We start from the raw sequence: 19,540 nt of genomic DNA, 5'->3' as shown, positions 1-19,540 counted from the left end.
TTATTTGTGGGGATACCTCAGGGTCAGAGTCGTTACTCTGACCCCATTCTTTTTGTACCAAGCAACTAAATCTAATTTTTTAAACGTCTATTCATCACTTTGGCTTGTTGCTTGCTATGTTATTTACAGAAAATCTTCAAGTAAGTATTCAAACCGTGCATTGAAAACGTTGCTCTCTGCTAGTTTTTCGTAATTTATGTATTTCAGTTTTTCATAGCAAGGAAGTTTATGTTAACCGTTTCATCGTTCACGCAATCGTTATCATCAAACCCAGTGTTTAGTAAAACGCTGTCTACAGCTTATGAACAGCTAAGTTCAGGGCTTAGAATAAATAGTGCTGCAGATGACAGTGCTGGCTTACAAATTTCCAACCGTTTAACGTCAGAGTCCATTGCCAAAAATCAACTTCGCCGTAACTTAAATGACGGCATTAGCTATGCGCAAATAGCAGAAGGGGGGCTGCAAGAGTCTGCCGATATATTGCAGCGTATGCGGCAATTAGCGATGCAGTCTCAAAACGGCATCAACACAGATGCTGATAGGCGAGCACTAGATAAAGAATTCCAGCAATTGAAAAACGCGCTCAATGGCATTGCCTACAACACGGAAGCGTTTAACCGTTTGCCCTTGTTAGGTGATAACGATTTATTGTCAGATAACGTACCCTCAATTGGCGATACCTTTGTTAAGGGTAATACAACGCGATTGAGCAGTGGTTTACGTTCCGTAGCGTACATTCCAGCTGGTTCAACAAATATATCTATAGATATTGATAGCTTTTCGGCAGATGATGATCTGCAGGTATTTACAACAAGCGGAAGGCATCTAGTTGGCACACCACTGTCTGATAATGTGTGGGGTACCAATAACGTAAACTCAACAAGCGACATCAAACGCTTTTTATTCCTACCTGAAGAAGGGTATGCACCCACAGCAAGCTACGATGGTAGTTCATTGATTACAAGTGGTTCTGGTACAATTAACGGAACAACATTTACCTTCTCAGGTGACCAACACCCAGGCGTAACAACAGAAAGTTTAACCATTGATAACACCAGAGAGCCGCTCATTATTGCAGTAGTGGGGCGAGGTGTATTTGATGCCACAGTAGACTGGGATTCGTTAGGTGCTGCGGGAAGCGGTGGAAATAGCTTTGAAGCGGGTCCTGTGGATATCACTGCTACTAACTCGCTAGGTGATGGCACTGATTTTGTAAACTTAACTAAAACGCCAGTGGGTTTATCTGACCTAGACATGGTTGAAAGCGATGTGCTTTCCTTTGAAAATGCAGAAGTAGCGTTACAGCAAATTGATGATGCATTGGAATATGTTAGCGAGAGTCGCGCTTTCTATGGCGCAAAAATGAATCAAATGGAGTCAGCGCTCAAACTTAATGACCGTATGCACGAAGGCTTAATGGCGGCCCGCTCTCAAATCCTCGATACTGACTTTGCAGCAGAAACTGCTAAGTCCACACAGGCCCAGATAGTCGAGCAAGCAAGTATCTCTGTTCGCGCTCAGGCGAAGTCCAGTGATGAGCAAGTGTTGGGGTTGTTGGGAGCTATTGGCGATAATTAGCAAATCATTTGTATTCTCAATATTGATGCTTTGCAGAGAGTGATTGGAGGCAGACTCATAACACTGAACTCCATTATTATTTATATCTTGATTCATTACTTTGGCTTGTTGTTTGCTGAAAGCTGTTGGTAAGTATCCCAGCAGCGCATTGAAAATAAAGTTCTCTGCCTAACTTTACGTAACTCATGTATTTCTGTTTTTCATAGCAAGGAGCTTTATGTTAACCGTTTCGTCATTACGCGACCGAAAATACAATCAAATATTACTAGCCTATTGAAAAGTAGTAAGTCATTTGGGGGGCAACAATGACAAGTACTCTGACAGGTTTGGGTGTATAAAAAGCTAATTTAAAGATAGTCAGATACTATTTCGTATTCAGCCTCTAATTCTTTCTCTAAATAGCGTAATGACTCAGGGAAAGTTTTCTTGCTGTTTCGGATGTTTTCGTTTGATTCAGTGATTGACTTTCCGAGCAGCTTTTGCAGTTTTGTCAGATCTTCTGTATTTCGATTTACACTTCCGACAAAGTCAAATTCAGAAAGTGGTATCACTGCAAAGTAATTAGAATATACGTGTGTACTTTTAGAAAACAATTTGTCTTTGAGGATACGTTCGAAGATAGCCTCTTTCTTAAAGATCCCTTTATTTATGTAAAGCTCTGTTATTGTATTGTATTGGGGAGATTGTTCGCCAATATAAAAGTAATGCCTAAGCAAAGACCAAACTCGCTCAAGCGGCTCTCTGACCCAAGTTATCTTCTTGGCATTGGGAAACATAATTTGATGATTCTCATGGGTGGGAAGATGCCCAAATACAACGCTTGAACGTTTAGGTATCCAGATCGGTTTCCCTTTCCTCAGAGAGTTTGCGCCAGTGTTACGATAAATGCCAAAAACAGCTCTTTCACCAAAGCTAGTTATAAAGCTTTGACGCAGTGAACTTCCAGCTGTTTTAGGGACATGATATACACACCAGCCTATAACGTAATGTGGAGATTGTCTGCTAACAAGCTTTGGGGACAACGTTTTTTCAATTGTGTGGACTAACGATAATCTGTACATTCTGGGCAAAGCTATTTCATGTTTTAAATATAAATGTTTATGGTAGCTACTAAGCGTAGAGGTAGAGCAGGTGTATGCGTTAAACTTTTGCATATATTACCAGACTAACTTCTTTAGGTGGGCGCTATTACCTGCCATCAAGTCCCTGATAGCAAAGCATAGCGAAGAACGATAGTATTGTTATCACTTACCATGCAAAATTGACTAGCAATGACCATTCTAGCTAGTGCTTAAGCAAAAAACTAATCAAACCCACGGGACTTCCCCCCTTTATTAGTGATATTATTATTGGTTACTGTGTCGAGCAACGGCAAGGCAGTCGAAGGGTAAGTTCAAGGACAAGTTTAAACAATGTTAGACCTCGTATCGTTAAAAGAATTTGGCTATAACTTTTTGGGGCCTATTCTTGGCAGTTTCACCTCCAACGTTTATCGGCAGCTGGAAGAACAACAAAGCCCAACCGTTTATCATCTCGCAAGAGAAGGTTACGCTTTAAAAAAAGCCTTTGATATTCATTTAGAAAGCAAAAATTATGGCTCTTATTATCTGTATGCGTCAAGAACATTCCTATTTCGGATTACGCTTGATCTTAAAGAGTCTTGGGAATTAAGTGTTAACCATTCTTTTGAGGGTACCCTCAAAGATTTCTTTATCGCTAGATATGCTTTTTCTAGTGAAGAGGTCGACGAAATCCTTAAGGACGTAAAGGGTGCTTCAAAGGTCAAGCTTCCAGCCGACAACAAGATAATATTTGAGATTCTCGAACAAAAGAAAGCGCTTATCTCATCACTAGTTGAAAACTCACGAAAATGCTATCTTCAGTATCTAGACAAAATCAACTTTACTGGCAAAGAAACACTTCCTGTAGTTTTAGACATTGGGTATTCCGGCACTATTCAGAAACTGTTGGCATTACTGGCCAATAAGCATGTAGAAGGTATCTACATGGTCACCACAAAGTCAGGGCGTGGCCGTATAGGTAATGCTACTTACAATATCTCACATTGTTTTAAAACTAATGTCAAAATGGGAAATGGTTACATATTATTAGATCGTTCAATGTTTCTAGAATCACTACTCACCGCGCCTGACGGTCAGTTTGTAGACATACTTCCAGGAGTAGAGCAGGACAAGTTTAATTTTTGCTTTGGTAAACGAAATCATAACCAAGAAAACTTCTATAAGTTAGACTATCTACTCTCCGGTGCTCTTCAGTGCATAAGTGATACGCAAACCAACAACGTTGATTTTTCGACAGAAGAGATAGAGCAACTCTTTGAAATGTACGTTACCCACAGAAACCTCTTACCTAGAGCATCTTGGCCTCTATTTATTTTAGACGACGCCATCTCGGGCCAAGGCGACTTAAATCCGCTAGACTTTTTTGGTTTGTAACATGAAAAATGATGTAAAAAAAATAGTTCGTAGAGCGCAGCAGTCTCTGGAAATGACCACAAGTCCAAAAGTTGCGAAAGCGTTTAAAAATGCAAAACAGTTAGGCCTTTTCGACTTGAACTGGTATCAAGAGCACTATGGTCAGTTTCCTCACGAGTTAGCAGCCTTCAACGACTACCTAGCGAAGTCTACATCTAGTAATGTGAACCCTTCTCGCAACTTTGATACTGAGTTTTATCAGAGAGCCAATGTCGATATTTATCTAAGCGGGACCAATCCGCTTCTACATTATATGTATCATGGTAGAGAAGAGGGGCGACTTAGTTCGCCAGCAATTAACAGATGGATTCCAGCAACAGAGTTAATACCAGAAGAGACCTCAAGTTGGAAAGAGCAGAAGGTGGCGCTAGTGCTCCACATCTTCTATAGCGACTTTGTTGACAAGTTTGCCGAGTCTGTAAGGAACTTCCCTACCAACGTTGACATTTTCATAACAGCTTCAAGCGAGCAAATAAAACATAATTCTTATAAAGTTTTTTCCGAGCTCAAAAATGTTGGCAAGGTTAAAGCCGTGATTTGTGAAAATCGAGGAAGGAATTTTGGACCGTTTCTAGTTAACTTTAGTAAAGAATTGTTGAAATACGATCTAATGTGTCACTTGCATTCTAAAAAGTCACTTTACAGTGGTCGAGAGCAAACGCAATGGTTCGATTATTTGCATAACTTTCTTCTTAAAGATAAACACGTAGTGAAGTCATTACTGCGCCTTTTTGACAAAAACAAAAAGCTGGGTATGTATTACCCAACATCTTTTTGGATGATGCCAGCTTGGGTAAACCATTGGACTTGTAATAAGTCTTTTGCAGCCGACTACGAGAGAGAGTGGCGAATTGATATCTCTGATAACTTCGTGAATTATCCTGTAGGTGGCATGTTTTGGGCGAGGCCGAGTGCTCTAAAGCCTTTATTAGACCAAAGTTATAGCTATGAGGACTTTCCTGAAGAGCCACTGCCAAATGATGGTAGTAAATTACATGCATTAGAGAGAACCCTTGGTTTACTTACAGAAAAAGGAGGGTATGAGCAGTATTTTTATTATCCTCCCCAAGGTAAGTTCACTACAGATAAAACTTACATTTCATCTAGCTATTTCAAAACACCAGAATCTCTTAAAAGTGATCTTCAAAGCTTTGAAATAGTATCGTTCGATATCTTCGACACCATCTTACGTAGAGAGTACACAGCACCAGATTATGCAAAACTAAAACTTGGTAAGGAAATCGCGCGAGAGGGATATTTTAAATCCGCTGAAAGCTTTATTGAAGCGAGAAACACGGCCGAATTAGAATGTCGCAAGGCAAAGGATTTTGAAAAGGACGTAGATATCTTTGAGACCTATGAAAGACTTGCTGTATCTTATAACTTTCCTCTCGAATTGGCTGAGCGATGGGCATGCCGTGAGTTTGATTTCGACTTGGATATGTCGTTACCAAAAGATGAGATCGTAAAAATAGTTCATGATTTGAACGAAATGGGAAGAGAAATTTGGTTTATCACCGATATCTATTACACCAAGTCGCAAATAGCTCAAATGCTTAAAAAGATCGGTATATCGATTCCTTATAAACTTTTCGTGAGTGCTGACTTAGGCTTGCGCAAAGATACGGGGACTATGTGGACGTATGTTAAAGATCTATTAGCTAAGAACGGAAAAAGCCATATTCACGTAGGGGATAACGTTCGTTCAGATGCCCAAATATGTGGCGATTATGGGCTTCAAAATGTACATATCTTGAACCCCATAGATAAGTGGAGAATTGCAGGCTTCGAAACGCCAGATTTTTCATCTGAGCAAGCTATCTTAAAATGGGGAAAGAACATTTCTCATTTTGGTCGTTACCCATTTTTCGGTGAATGAGGTGTTTTGTCGGTCATATATAGTAGAGGACGCCCTTCAATTTAGCTCTTTACTAGGGTGTTTGAAGGTTGGGAAGAATCGGAAATTTTATGAATAGTTTTTTTACCACGAAACGATTAAGCAGCGAAGTATCATCCCCAAAAGATGTACGTGTCAAACTTGTAGCCATTGCTAAAGATGAAGCAGCATATCTTACGCAGTGGGTTCATCATCATATATATTTTGGCTTTGATGATATTGAAATATATATCAACAGAACGACTGATAACTCATCTGATGTACTAGATGATATTTGCGCTTCATATCCGAATGTCAGTTGGGACTCTGCAGATTGGGTTGATATGTGTCCTGAAGATGCAAAAAAACAAATACAATTTGTTGTGTATAACAAAGTTTGGCATGAGGTTAGAAAAGAGCAAGCATTCACTCATATAATTTTTTTAGATATCGACGAGTATTGGCTTCCATTAGATTTTCAAACCACAATAAAAGAATTCCTCCAGTCAAGAAACTCTAATGATGTTATTTCTTTTGAGTGGATGAATGATGAAGGTAACCTTCCGAAGTTGTCACAACTGCCAAACATTGTATCGGGAAATCTATCGCCCCTTGTAAAAACTGTTTACCCCATCAATGTGCCGGTAAAAGAATTGCGCCATCACGTTCCATTATTTTCGGGGAGTGTTAATCATGTACTTGCGGATGGACAGGCATTTAAACCACGCCCGAGTTTGATACAAGCTGTAGCTCCCGAGTTACAGGGTTTGAAAAACGCTTTCATCTATCATCGGGCTCACAGGTCTGCAGAGGAATATGTATCACTGCTTTTAAGAGGTCGACCCGGCGACCTATTTCCATATAAGAGTAATCGATATGGTTTACCTCAAAAAGACAAGATGTTTCGTGATGTGAAGTTACCGGATAGTTTATATGACCGTTATATTAAGAGTTATAAAGACTTTGAGTCTGAAGTGAATTACGTCGAACATAAACAAGAAGCGGAAAGTTTTGTTGAACAGCGATTGAAACTTTCACTCGAAAATTTAGAAAAGCATGTTAAGGCTAATTATCCTCTAATGATGCAGATCTTTAGAGGTGTGAAGCTACCGGAAGTCACTAACGTTTTCTGCAACGTACGTAAGCGTTTAGTTGCGTCTAGAGCTGAAGACTTCAAATTTATCCGAGACCTTGCTATTGATGCTGCGTCACAAAACTTAGATGAAGCTATAGAACTGATGGAGATAGCGAAAAAGCTGAATCCAAATGGACCTGTTATTCTCGCAAAGCTAAATGAGTTTAAGAATAAAAAGGCTTCGGAAACGATTAGCTAGCTAAAGGTGTTTTGTGAGTTCAAGTCCCAAATTAATAATACATATCGGGCCAGGTAAGACTGGTTCCTCGGTTATCCAAGAGTGGTTAGCTAGCAATCGAACGCTTCTTCTAAAGAACGGATATTATTATCCGGAGCACCCTGTAGATGCTAATGGAATAAGTTCGGGCAACTTTAAAAGTATTTTTACTGAGTCCGACAGTCAACGGTATGAGTTTGATCCAGTTAAAGCTGATAACTTGCTTAAAGAAGCCGCAGAGAAAGGTGCGAAGTACTTGCTGCTTTCTTCAGAAGCTTTTGCTGCAAGGTGTGAGCCCATTACTGAGTTTTTCGACGACGCAAATTTTATTTTTTATTTGCGTAACCCTATGGAGTCGTCAGAGTCACTCTATAACCAATCGGTTAAACGGCATTTTAACACTTCTGTTATAAAAGTTCCTGAATCAGTTAATTTCGGAAAGCTTAAAAAGTTGAATAGAGCTTGCGCGACACAAAATCATGAATTAACTATCAGATTTTACGGTAGTGATTTTTTTCAAGGTGGGAATATAGTTCAGGATTTTCTATTTGCAATTGGAATGTCTTCGACACACGTTGAAACTGCCAAGCTCATCAATCGCTCCTACTCGCTTCAAGCGCTTGAGTTTAAAAGAATACTCAACCAGTTTCCTTTGCAAGAGATGCATAAGAAGCTTGATATATTTCTACAGCAGTTCGAGTATGGAACTATGACGTTTTCTGTATATAGCAACGAACAGTTCGCCGCCTTCAAACGTCTAACATTGTCTGAGTTAAATGGCTTGTTCAAGGAACTTAATGTTAATGGTGATAAGTTTCTAGCTTATATAGAGAGTAAAAAGCAAAAAGAGACTCATGAGCAGACACTGAGGGATAAAGATGCCCTTGTAATTTTAAAGGCTATAAATGAATACTCTCCAGCATTGTTCTATAAAATTAAGCAGGTAGTGACGACTAAAAAGCTTTCTTTTATTAATTTTGAGCCGCTTTCAAGTGAGGTACTTACTAAAGTAAATGAAAAAAAAAGGCTTAAGGAGAAACTCTTGAAATTATCAAGCTTTCTATCGATCTCTGTAAACAAAGAACCTACCAATCCTCCTCTCGAGCAGCGTCACATTGAAGCACTAATGAAGACCTTTAAAGTGCGTAAACATATGGATGAAGGACTATTTTTGCGAGAACTTGCGATATACTTAGAGTCTCAAGGCGATATTTTACAGGCATTTAAACATATGGCTAAAGCCAAAGAGTTTAGACCGCATGGTGACATTATTAATCGCAAGCTTATCGAATATGCAAAACACATTTGCCAAACAAGTTTCTGAGTCAACAAAATGTTTTCAATGAAAAAGAAAGAAGTAGTCGCATCTCTTACAACCTATTCGAGACGAACTGAAACCGTACACAAAACAATCTCCTCATTATTAAATCAAACAGTTTGCCCAGACAAAATTATTCTCTGGCTTGATAAGGAGGAGTTTTCTAAAGATACTATCCCTGACGAGCTATCGGCGTTGCAATCTAACATTTTCCGTGTGGAGTTTTGTGAAAATACCAAAAGCTTCAAGAAACTGATACCGACTTTAGAAAAATACCCAGATGCCACGGTTATAACATTTGATGACGACTTCGAATATCCTCCTACTATCGTAGAGCATCTTCTTGCGTATAATAATAAATATCCTAATTGTATAATTGGAGCCCGCGGGCGAGTTATTCGCGTGGAGGACCAAGAAGTAAAGCCTTATCCAGATTGGCAATTTATTCAGTTAGAACAAGAGATAAAGAGTAAAACTGCGTTACTCCCCATAGGCTATGCAGGTATCCTTTATCCATCAAACTCCTTACATCAAGATGTATTTAATAAATCTCTTTATCAATCACTTTGTCCAACCGCTGACGATCTATGGTTCAAGGCTATGGCAATGCTCAACAATAGTGAAACAGTCATTATGCCACTGAGTGCCTCGGCGGGGATGAAGCCAATTGAGGGAACTCAAGAGGATGCGCTATATCTCACACACAATGCGGGCGATGCAAATACGAAACAGATGAAGGCAGTGATATCGCACTACCCTGAATTGCAGAGCTTAATCCAAACGAGTTCCTTTTCCGATTGCTCTATAAACGGGTACGACTTGGTTCGTAGCATTAACTTGAAAGTATCCAACGAGAACACTGGCAAACTTGAAAGTAGCGTGAAAAAGTCTGTAAATGAGATAAGAGAAGCTGCCATATTGCTAGAGAGCAAAAATTTAATTCTTTCAAATGTTCTTATGAAAATAGCCCATATAATTAGACCCCAAGGGCCGTTGATAAACCAAAAACTTGCCGAATACAAAAAGAAGTTAAAAAAGTAATTTTATGAAAAACGATAAAACGCAAAAAGTTGCAATGATGGGCTGTTTTCGTAGCGGCACTAATTTCGCAAAAGCGCTTTTAGAACAAAACTACGAGTGTGTTGTTAAAAACAATGTCTTCGGGTGGAAACATGGCTTTTTACCTATTATATCTTCTGACTCAAATGCAGAATATCGGTTTGACTATGAGAAAGCATTTTTCATAACAAAAAACCCATTTTCTCTCTTATCCTCGTTATTTAAATATCGTACAGAAGTACAGAGGAATCTTATTGCACCCACTGACTTTAAATCTTTTATTCGAAGTAAACTAATCGTATTTGATCAAGGAAACCCTAACTCCCCACAGTTGAGATTTTCCAGTCCTGCAGACTTTTGGAATGCAATGAATTGGAACTATTTGTCGCACAAAGACTTTCAACATGTGAGATACGAAAGATTAGTTGAAGAGCCTGAACTTATTACTCAGCGACTCGCTAACAAGCTTGGTTTAGTGCGGGTTGATAGGGAATTTTTTGTGCCTGAGAAAAAAGTTAAGCGAATAAACGACGCTGAAAGTTTGTCTACCAAGAGCGACTATCAAACAAGCGAAAGCTTTGATAAAGATAGTTACGTTAAGCATGAATATATGAATATGTTCGATAACGAGGACATTAAATGTGTATTGTCCCAATTAGATCAAGAGTTGGTGCAAGCTTTAGGTTATGACGAACTAATTGAAGAGCTCCGCGCTATTTAGCCAGCTCCATTAATAAAGTTATGGCTCTTTCGCCGATATCATAATCTACTGGGGGAGCCATCGTAAATTATATGCAAAAGACCTAATTTTACGTTTGCGATCGAGTGATTTTTGTTCTATAACTAACTCTAACAAACTTCTTATTAGGGACGATGAGATGAAAGTCGTTATTTGCACACTACTTTTAGCTTTTACTACATCCGCTTCTGCTCAATCATCTGATGAGCGTTTCTTCAAAAAACTTGAAAAATCTTCTCTTCCAGCATCTGAAAAACATTTTGTTTTAGAGCAACGGGAATTCGAAAAAAAGCGTTTAAAAATCCAATCATTGATAGAACAAGGTATTCCTGAGGCTCATCGCGATCTAGGAGATTTATACGCAACTCCAGGTCAATTTCAAGATAAAAGGCTTGCTCTTAAACACTACAAAGAGGCTAACAAACTTAGAGTTCCTGGCATAGTTCCGCGGATAGATAAACTAACTCACCAAAACTAATACACCCCATATAAATAGAAGGAATCGACAATGAAAAGTCGAAAGTTTAAAGGAACGATAGCAGTTTCAGCGCTCAGCATAGGAAGCTCGCTCTCAGCTGTTTATGCGGCGGATTTGAGCGGGCATATCAACTTTGATGAAATTTCCTACGCCAATGCTACTGTGATTTTCATAAAAGATGGAAACCAGATCGCAAACGTAACTACCGATGAAAGCGGAAGGTACGCGATAGAGGATATCGAACCAGGCCGCTATCGTGTTCGAGTAAGGTCATCCGACTTCAATACTTCACAATCTTTTGCTGATGTTACTGAAGGTTCAAATGTCCATAATGTATGGCTGTTTAGCGAAGTTGAAATGCCCAGCATAGAATATTTTGAAGTCACGGGGACGATATCAGACCTCAATGGTCGCACTTACCCAGAAACCGAAGTTCGATTTAACAGTAATGACGGCTTCGGCCAAATTACCGTCTATACAAACCAGGACGGGCAGTACACAGTATCGTTACCTGAGGGGAGTCATAGCGTCTCCTATTCGTTTTACGCTGATATTGACACAAATGGCGATGGAAGCAACGATCAATATGCTAGCTTGAGCGTTTATGGTGACCAAGTTGATATTCAGCAGGCATCTGTCGAGGATTTTCTATTTCCAGTTAAAGAAGTAGAAATAATGCCTACCTATAACGGCAATGCAGTAAATGCGAATTCTCGAATAAATATGAACTTGTCTTACGAGGACAGTGACGGTGACTTTGTTAATGCATATGTTTACAGCTACGCTTACAACGCCGACGAGACCAGTTTTTTAGCTCCCGCCGGTCAACAGATAGCAGGTTCGTTACAACCAAATGATGCTGAGAGTGCGCTTTATATAACCTCATTTTCTGGCTTAGAGACCACGCCAGATGCTTCATTGAATAGTTTTAATGTAGAGCTGGCAGATGTTGGCTATCAGGCTGAGATCTCTATTTTTGACATTGATGGTTCTCCTCTTTCTGGGGGCTGTGCTCGTTTGCAAAATAATGACAATAGTATTCAGGAAACTCGCTGTGCGCCTAGCGATTCTAATACTGCGGAGTTCAATCTCCCCGCGGACTTCTACACTATCACCTCTACGAATTTCCAACGCGAATGGTCATCGAGTAATGATGTTTATAACTATTACTATTTTAACAACCTAGAATCATTGGATTTAAGTGCGACTCTGGAAGAGACGACACTTTTATCATTTGACTTATTTCTTCCCGTTTACAAACAGCGAGGCAGGGTAGTTGACACGGAAGGCAATCGAATTGAAGGGGCTACTGTTTCAATAAACGATAGCAACAGTTTTGATTGGAATGACAGATTCATATATTCGTATGTTGATCATAGAGGCGAATTAACAAATCAAAATGGTATTTTTGAGATATACGTCCCTCTAAACCTGACAGAAGTTTATGTAGCTCCCCCAGCGGACAGCGGTTTGGTTGGGAAGTATGAAGCATATTCCAGTAACCGTAAGGGCAAGCTCTTCAACATCGTATTAAACGAAGAAGACGATGGCGGACCTGATGAGCCAGAACCTGGCGAGGGTATTACGGTAAGTGGCATAATTCAAAACCTTGAAGGCCTACCGCTAGGCTTGAAGGCGAGGCTTTATGATGAAGACTATAATATTGTATCTGAAGCAACAGCAAACGAAAGGGGAGAGTACAGATTGCTAGCCCCTTCAGAAGGTATTTATCGAGTAGAGGTCCAATATAACGAAAACTGGTCACCTGGAAGCTACTTCGGCAGAAATTATTTGACTCATAGAACTGATAAATTTTCAGTTGTTGAAAATTCAGAAAAAAATATTACAGTTCCCGTTCTAGAAGCCTCATTTAAAGCGGTAGATAGCGGTGGCAACCCCATAGCCGGAATTCCATTGACAGTGCAAGGAAACCCGGGACGCTACCTCACAGGTGTTGAGTATATGTATGTCAATCATGCTGGAGTAACTGGAGCGTCTGGAAGCGCGACTATCACCGCGCCAATATTTGTTGACTTCATAACGAAGGTTAATGGGACTATTCCAGGGTATTTTGAGTCGCAAGTATCTCAAAAAATAACTAGTAATATACATACTGATATTATTTATCTTGGAAGTTTCGAGCTAAAAGACAGAGATCAAGACGGTGTTCCTGATTTCTATGAAGACAGATTCGGAAGTCGTCTACCTACTGACGATTCGGATGGCGACGGATTAACTTTCCTTCAAGAGTACACTGCTATGTCGTCACCGTACGTTAACGATACGGACAGCGACGGTATTTTAGACATCGACGATACAAATTCACAAATGTTTGAAGGTTTGGGCGGTATAGATAGCTCTAGGGATTCAGATAGTGATGGTTGGCCTGATGTTGCTGAAATTCTATATGGTCTAGATCCAAACGATGCCAACATTTACCCTGTGTTTCTTAGCGAACTTTCACTAGATAATGAGTCGCTGCAGGCCTGCCTAATCGACAGTATGGATGAATGGAGAAACACAGGAGCAGAATTTGCGCACGATATTAAGCACTTAAGGTGCTATGACGTTCAGCTAGAAAGCTTAGCCGAAATATCGTTGTTTGCTAATTTAGAGCGACTTGATATAGGGTGGTCTACAGCAGATATAGACAACTTCTCTGAGTTGGTACGATTACGCAGTCTTAAGTCACTAAATATGGGGAGTCTTGTTCCTGAGAGTTTCGATTTTTTAGCTTCTCTAGAGCAGCTAGAACAGCTAGATATTAAGTTAGAAGGTTATTCCGGGGATTTTGACGTATTTGAAGGTCTAACTAATTTAACATCATTCAGTCTTAACCTTTATGACTATGAAGGCGATATTAGCTGGCTTAGTGGAATGAGTCAGCTGCGTTCACTTTATCTTAATGGGGGTACTAATATAGGAAATATCGATTTTCTTCTATCTTTGGTAAAACTTGAAACGCTCTCCCTTTATAGTTTTCAAAATATAGCTTCTGAGATGTCAAAATTAGCTGCATTAACAAGTCTTGAAAGGTTATACATGGATAACACCGCTGTTGAAGACATGGAGTGGATTACGTCTTTGATAAATCTTCGCGACTTTAGTTTTAGTGGCCAAGAAGGGCTAGACTTTTCCCCTCTACGTTTGCTAACAGAGCTGCGGTATCTTGTTATATCAGGTAGTGGATTGACAGACATAGAGTTCTTGAGAGACATGAATCTCGAGTATTTATATCTCAGCGATAACAACATTTCAGATATTAGCGTTTTTGAAAGTTTAACTCAGCTACGTTACCTCTCGTTATGGGGCAACGAAGAGCTGACATGCCTAGAGGGAAGCAATTGGGAGTTAACCTATGAGCAGCTAGTTGATCTTTGCCCCTTCACGGAGCAAGATTCAGACGGTGATGGCATCCCAGACTCAACTGACAACGATGACGATAATGATGGTATTTTAGATGAGAATGACAGTAGACCTTTGGTATACGATGCTTCAATTCTAAATGTAATGCATCTACCGCATGCAACCGATAAAGATGCCTATACGCTTGGTGTTGTTAAGAGGGTAAGTTTGCAGGGTGACATAGCAGTAGATATTTACGATAGTGCCATGAGTACCAAACTTACAGAGCTTTCATGGCCAAGAACTTATGCAAATGCCGAGGTTATCGCGTTTGACGATATAAACGGTAATGGTTACCAAGAAGTTGGCTTATTTGGCTTTATTGAGTCTGAACTAGAAGACGGTACAGTTCAGCAAAAACCGCAGTTATTTATTCTTGACAGCGGTACAGCCGAAAGGGTGAATGTTTATAACTGGCCTGCAAACTGGACTGAAATGAGTTTAGTTAAACTGGGCGATCTCAATGGAGATGGTGTTGCAGATTTCGGTTTACAAGGCTTATTCTTTGACGGAGACCGCCCTCAACTAGTTGTGAAAGATGCGGTTTCAGGGGATAACATCGCCCGTTATGCCTATCCAAAAATTCAGGAAGCGCCAATGTATCATCAGTTATCTGACATGAACGGAGATGGCATTGGAGAAGTTGGGCTGTTTGGTAGACTGTCAAAAAATAACAAGATCCAAATTAAAGTAACGTCTGGTTCTGATGATAAAGATAAGATGCCTGCCTATAACTTTGCCGACAATTGGGAAAAAATATCGTGGCACAAACTTCATGACATTGACTTTGACGGCGTCATCGATTTTGGACTGTTTGGTAAAAATCGCGAAGATGGTCGTTGGCAATTATTTACCAAAAGCGGCACTACAAGGGTTGGAAGCTTAGGGATATATGCATGGCCGGCGGATATGACTGATGTCGAGTTGGTATCTGTTCCAGACATGAATTTTGATGGTGTTCCGGAGGTGGGAGTGTTTGGCCTCAGAACGTCTTCCGATAGATATCAGCTGATAATCAAAGATGGTTCAGATCGCTCATCCGTACTTATGAGTATGGGATGGCCAACTAACAATACGTTTGTATCACTGCATGTAATGGGAGATATGAATGCGGATGGCATACCTGAAGTTGGATTGGTCTCACGTCGAAATAATGAGAGTTATTTCATATCTATTAAAGACGGGGCTGGCGGTAACTATGGTAATGTCGAGCTAGGTGATGATTGGAGCGTCGAACCAAGAATTCTAGTGATACCTGGAAATGGTGACTCTTTGGAGCCTTCTGCTATTGCCTTTGGTAATAGAGCCTCAGGAAATGAATCGATAATCGTTTTATAGAAAATGATAAAGGAGCCTTTTAAGGCTCCTTTTTTTGCCAACAGAAAAATTAGCGAAATGTGATTTGCGATAAGTTCCGACATCATTTTGCTAGTACGAGAGAAGAAAATGATACTAAAGAAAACAAATACTGCGATATTTTTCGCTTTAGGTCTTGTGCCATGCCAGGGTTTTGCAAATTCGTTAAATGACGTCATACAGCAAAGTGACTACGTCCTAATTGATAAGCCAGGTGCTGTTGAAGGGCTCGGAAATACACCAAATTACATACTCTCAAAAAATGATGATGAGTTTATTTTATCTCGAGGCTTCAGTCTGAACTTGCAGAGCCCTGGAGTTGCGGAAATTGAAGTATCCGGTACTGACTTGTTAATAAAACCAATTAATGAGTTGGCATCTTCTAACTTTCCTTTGATAAGTGTTTTTGATGAAAACTACCGACAAAAGTGGGGGGATGAGGTTTTTGACCAGCTCGAGAAAGCGCATATAGCTGGTATTATCCCTGCTACTATGCAATATGAAGTAGTATACGGCACCAAGGTACTTATTCTTAGCAATCATAATAGTGAAGATGAAACTTCCACTCTTACTATCGAGTCTTTTGAACGCCTTATCATTCCTCAAGACGTTATTGACAACATTGAAGGCGGCTGGCGGGGGCCAGAACAACCTGAAGCTTTAAGTACAAGCGAACCAAGAGATATTAATCTTCGAAGTGTTAATTCCAGCAGCCTGGTTCAGATCGAGAACTTTTCTAGCAAAGAGTGGACGTTACCACTTTATACCGAATTAAATTCAGCGTTTGGTGGCCAAGAAAAGTCTTTTGTAACAGATCTAAGTGGTGATATTTCAAATGGTGTCGGTACCACTCAAGTACTTAACGTGTCGTTTGGTATTTCATATACGAATAACACAGTGACAGTAGTTACAGCGGACACTTTATATAAATATTTTCCCTATTCACAAAATGGTGAAGATTGGGAAGTCTTGGTAGAAACATATGAAGGTGGTGAATTAATATCGTTAAAGAGTGATTTCTTGGTCGAGAAAAAAGGCAATACTGCTAACTTTACGAAACACCTTACAACCACATTCCCTTTCTTTCAAAACGCCTATATCAATGGTCGAGATCCTGCAAATTATAATGAAGATGGTATTCTCGAGTGCTGGTCAACGTTCGGATATGTCTTCAACCCAGACTTAACGCTCGACCGAGGCGTTGCCTGTGATGACATTGATGAAGTTATAAGATTGGGCGACGACAGATGGACTTATGAAGTTAAACCAAACGGAAATGTAGCTTTAAAATTTGATGCTTTTGATAATTTGTATCGAGAGCGCACTTGGGTTCCGTTATCAACTGATGATAATGGTTTTACTCGTGTCTTAGAATTTAGCCTTTGGCAATACGACTATGACAGTGACGGTGTGTTAGACGAAGATGGATACTTAATACAGCCGAGGGTTAATCTAATTAAACTGGCCGATATGAGTCAATATGAGGAGTTTTATACGAACTCAGAACTACAAGGAGACAATGACGGCGATGGCATCAATGATAGTAATGATAACGATGATGATAACGATGGTATGTCGGATTTGTTCGAAAACTCTTATAGCCTGAATCACCTAGATGCCACTGACGCAAGTGCGGATGCTGATTTTGATGGCCTCACTAATCTTCAAGAGTTTAATGCGGGAACGGATCCATCTAACAGAGATAGTGATGGAGATCGTGTGCCAGATGGTAGAGATGGTTCGCCACTTGATCCTACAATTAAAGGAGAACAAACGGTTTTAAGTATAAGATACTTTACCGATATTAATGACGACCGTATTCCAGATTGGTATGTGGCAACAAAGTATACCGATGGTTATGAAGTAGTAATTCGTTCCGGAATAGACGATGAAGTGTTACAAACAATATCTTGGAATCAAGATTATAAAGAAGCCGAATTTGTTCACCTTGATGATATTAACGGCGATGGTGTAAATGAGATTGGACTCTTTGGTTTCGTTGATTTTGTTGGTGAAAGTGACAATCTTAAAAAGGCACAGTTATTTGTTAAAGACCCAGTTACGGGAGAAAGAGTAGTCGTTCACAACTGGCCGGGAAATTGGTCTGACATTAAATTTTTGTTGGCTACAGATGCAAATGGTGACGGTATTATTGATGTCGCAATTCAAGGAAAGTTCAAAGATGGCGGTCGCCCTCAGTTGTTTGTTAAGGATGCCGTAACTGGCGAAAGGTTAGCGCTTCATTCTTATCCATCTATCTATTCAAAAGCAGAATACAACTGGTTTAGTGATTTTAATGGTGATGGAGTTCAAGATGTTTCAATGATAGGTCAAAAGTCGAACGGAAAAATCCAAGTGAGAATTAGCTCTGGCCAAGATGGTGAAAAGATTGGTTCTTATAATTTCCCTGCTAATTATTCTGATTTTTCTTGGAGAACCGCGGGCGACATAAATGAAGATGGTAGTTTGGACTATGGACTCTTGGCTAAGCGGTTAGATGATGGCCGAGTTCAATTTTTCACGAAAAGCGGAGTAGATAGAGCTGGTACATTGGGCATATATTCGTGGCCAGAGTTGACGGACTTCGAGCTATTCAGAGTTAGAGATTTAAATGATGATTCTCAGCGTGAGTTTGCTTTAGTAGGCTTTAGAGAGGAAGCCGGACGTTATCAAATGATTGTCAAAGATGGTAGAGATAGAAATAACACTATTTCTAGTACAGGTTGGCCAGATAATTGGGAAGATGTGTCTTTTGAGTACATGGGAGATATTGATAGAGACGCTGCAAGAAGCTCTGATATTGCACTTTTCGGTAAAAGGAAAACTAATGGTGCGTGGCAGTTGAATATCCGAAGTTCTGCGGGTGAAAGCATTGGGCAAATAGAATTGGGTAATGAGTGGGACAGTAAGCCTAAGATTTATCATACAAGCAGCTCTGGTGTAATCAACATTCTGGTTTATGGTGAGGTGAGCGGCTTAAGTACCGTAAAATCTATAAACTATGATCTAACCAATTAATCAAAGTCTGAGGCATTGGTTAGTCTATGTGAATAGCTTAACTATCAATAAAGTCTATGGGGTATGCGGAATGGTAGTTTTTCTGCATACCTCTGGAGACATCTTATGGAGCTCTCAAGCCATCAAGTTAAATTAGCGTGGTGAAGTAACGCCCAAATTATAAACATTCAACCCTCCTGTTATCATTATTGAGACATAACCTTTATTATGAGCGTCTGGCAATCCCCACATTTAATCCATAAGTTAGCTACGGTATGGTGCTCTCTTTACCAAGCAGAATGAACATGCAGCGACATCAATGAAGAGGCATACAAGACTGGCTCAATCTATTGGAGCAACAAAAAATTGACTCACTGTGATCCTATACCCCTGAATTAGCAACACTCTTTCGATGAGATTTTTCATGTTATGCTGCCCATCTTGCATACTTAACAGGAGCCAGTGTTATTTTTAGTTATAGCAGGGAAGTTTTATACAAATTGACATTAATTACGTACTGTGTTTCTATTGCAATCTTAAGTATTTGTTTTTGATGGCATAAAAAGGACTTTGGCCGTAGCCTTTGGCTGTATCTAAAACAAAGTAATTATTATTATGGCCACTTTCATTTCAACTAAGGAAAAGAAGTGAAACCGTTAAAAATAATAACTAAGTGCTTTTTCCTCTATCTATTTCTTTCCTCTTGCACACACGCATATACAGACATCGACCTAGATGATGATGGACTGGTTGACGAGGGCAGTTACACCACCAACGTTCTAGCGAACGGTGATTTTACCCAAAGTGAAGCATCTTGGGATGTGAAAGGGCTTCAATTTCATTCTTTAGAAGCCAGAAGCGGTGCTGAGAGCACTATGCTAGGGTCA

General features: G+C 39.8%; 12 protein-coding genes. 11 read left to right on the top strand and 1 reads right to left on the bottom strand.

All coding sequences use genetic code 11. The features are described 5' to 3' along the window. Positions 1–228: 228 nt before the first annotated feature. The gene (locus ACX5KA_RS12175) at positions 229–1,578 is read left to right on the top strand and encodes a flagellin N-terminal helical domain-containing protein (RefSeq protein WP_458731265.1); all 1,350 of its coding nucleotides are present in this window, start codon (positions 229–231) and stop codon (positions 1,576–1,578) included. A 347-nt stretch (positions 1,579–1,925) separates the two neighbouring features. Here the strand turns inward: ACX5KA_RS12175 and ACX5KA_RS12170 are convergent, their stop codons facing one another. Continuing rightward, positions 1,926–2,732 (bottom strand): sulfotransferase family protein, encoded by an 807-nt coding sequence (locus tag ACX5KA_RS12170; protein WP_458731264.1) that lies wholly within the window; start codon positions 2,730–2,732, stop codon positions 1,926–1,928. 258 nt (positions 2,733–2,990) lie between these two features. Between ACX5KA_RS12170 and ACX5KA_RS12165 the strand changes: the two genes are divergently transcribed. From ACX5KA_RS12165 to ACX5KA_RS12120, 10 genes are all read left to right on the top strand, one after another. Further along, complete coding sequence (locus ACX5KA_RS12165; RefSeq protein ID WP_458731263.1) at positions 2,991–4,034, top strand: HAD family hydrolase; 1,044 nt, start codon at positions 2,991–2,993, stop codon at positions 4,032–4,034. 1 nt (position 4,035) lies between these two features. Continuing rightward, on the top strand, positions 4,036–5,952 hold the full coding sequence (locus ACX5KA_RS12160; protein ID WP_458731262.1) for a rhamnan synthesis F family protein: 1,917 nt from the start codon (positions 4,036–4,038) through the stop codon (positions 5,950–5,952). An 89-nt stretch (positions 5,953–6,041) separates the two neighbouring features. Then, entirely contained in the window at positions 6,042–7,283 is a 1,242-nt protein-coding gene (locus ACX5KA_RS12155; protein WP_458731261.1) for a glycosyltransferase family 2 protein, read from the top strand. 13 nt (positions 7,284–7,296) lie between these two features. Beyond that, positions 7,297–8,625 carry a hypothetical protein gene (locus ACX5KA_RS12150; RefSeq protein WP_458731260.1) on the top strand — a complete coding sequence of 443 codons (1,329 nt, stop codon included), beginning with the start codon at positions 7,297–7,299 and terminating at the stop codon, positions 8,623–8,625. An 18-nt stretch (positions 8,626–8,643) separates the two neighbouring features. Then, the gene (locus ACX5KA_RS12145) at positions 8,644–9,660 is read left to right on the top strand and encodes a glycosyltransferase (RefSeq protein ID WP_458731259.1); all 1,017 of its coding nucleotides are present in this window, start codon (positions 8,644–8,646) and stop codon (positions 9,658–9,660) included. A 4-nt stretch (positions 9,661–9,664) separates the two neighbouring features. Continuing rightward, positions 9,665–10,399, top strand: coding sequence for a hypothetical protein (locus tag ACX5KA_RS12140; protein WP_458731258.1), 735 nt, complete (start codon positions 9,665–9,667; stop codon positions 10,397–10,399). A 157-nt stretch (positions 10,400–10,556) separates the two neighbouring features. Continuing rightward, complete coding sequence (locus ACX5KA_RS12135; protein WP_458731257.1) at positions 10,557–10,895, top strand: hypothetical protein; 339 nt, start codon at positions 10,557–10,559, stop codon at positions 10,893–10,895. Positions 10,896–10,925: 30 nt separating this feature from the next. Beyond that, the gene (locus ACX5KA_RS12130) at positions 10,926–15,638 is read left to right on the top strand and encodes a carboxypeptidase regulatory-like domain-containing protein (protein WP_458731256.1); all 4,713 of its coding nucleotides are present in this window, start codon (positions 10,926–10,928) and stop codon (positions 15,636–15,638) included. 108 nt (positions 15,639–15,746) lie between these two features. Continuing rightward, on the top strand, positions 15,747–18,674 hold the full coding sequence (locus ACX5KA_RS12125) for a hypothetical protein (protein WP_458731255.1): 2,928 nt from the start codon (positions 15,747–15,749) through the stop codon (positions 18,672–18,674). A gap of 626 nt (positions 18,675–19,300) precedes the next feature. After that, a partial coding sequence (locus ACX5KA_RS12120; RefSeq protein ID WP_458731254.1) for a hypothetical protein occupies positions 19,301–19,540 on the top strand: 240 nt, incomplete at its 3' end.

The sequence above is a fragment of the Alteromonas alvinellae genome (assembly GCF_902705805.1).
The sequence above is the reverse complement of the archived record's forward strand: the minus strand, read 5'-3'. Positions and strand labels throughout refer to the sequence as shown.

What these genes read in the sequence shown, in the direction of transcription:
- ACX5KA_RS12175 (WP_458731265.1), top strand. Translation starts at nt 229, where the DNA reads ATGTTAACCGTTTCATCGTTCACGCAATCGTTATCATCAAACCCAGTG.
- ACX5KA_RS12170 (WP_458731264.1), bottom strand. Translation starts at nt 2,732, where the DNA reads ATGCAAAAGTTTAACGCATACACCTGCTCTACCTCTACGCTTAGTAGC.
- ACX5KA_RS12165 (WP_458731263.1), top strand. Translation starts at nt 2,991, where the DNA reads ATGTTAGACCTCGTATCGTTAAAAGAATTTGGCTATAACTTTTTGGGG.
- ACX5KA_RS12160 (WP_458731262.1), top strand. Translation starts at nt 4,036, where the DNA reads ATGAAAAATGATGTAAAAAAAATAGTTCGTAGAGCGCAGCAGTCTCTG.
- ACX5KA_RS12155 (WP_458731261.1), top strand. Translation starts at nt 6,042, where the DNA reads ATGAATAGTTTTTTTACCACGAAACGATTAAGCAGCGAAGTATCATCC.
- ACX5KA_RS12145 (WP_458731259.1), top strand. Translation starts at nt 8,644, where the DNA reads ATGAAAAAGAAAGAAGTAGTCGCATCTCTTACAACCTATTCGAGACGA.
- ACX5KA_RS12140 (WP_458731258.1), top strand. Translation starts at nt 9,665, where the DNA reads ATGAAAAACGATAAAACGCAAAAAGTTGCAATGATGGGCTGTTTTCGT.
- ACX5KA_RS12135 (WP_458731257.1), top strand. Translation starts at nt 10,557, where the DNA reads ATGAAAGTCGTTATTTGCACACTACTTTTAGCTTTTACTACATCCGCT.
- ACX5KA_RS12130 (WP_458731256.1), top strand. Translation starts at nt 10,926, where the DNA reads ATGAAAAGTCGAAAGTTTAAAGGAACGATAGCAGTTTCAGCGCTCAGC.
- ACX5KA_RS12125 (WP_458731255.1), top strand. Translation starts at nt 15,747, where the DNA reads ATGATACTAAAGAAAACAAATACTGCGATATTTTTCGCTTTAGGTCTT.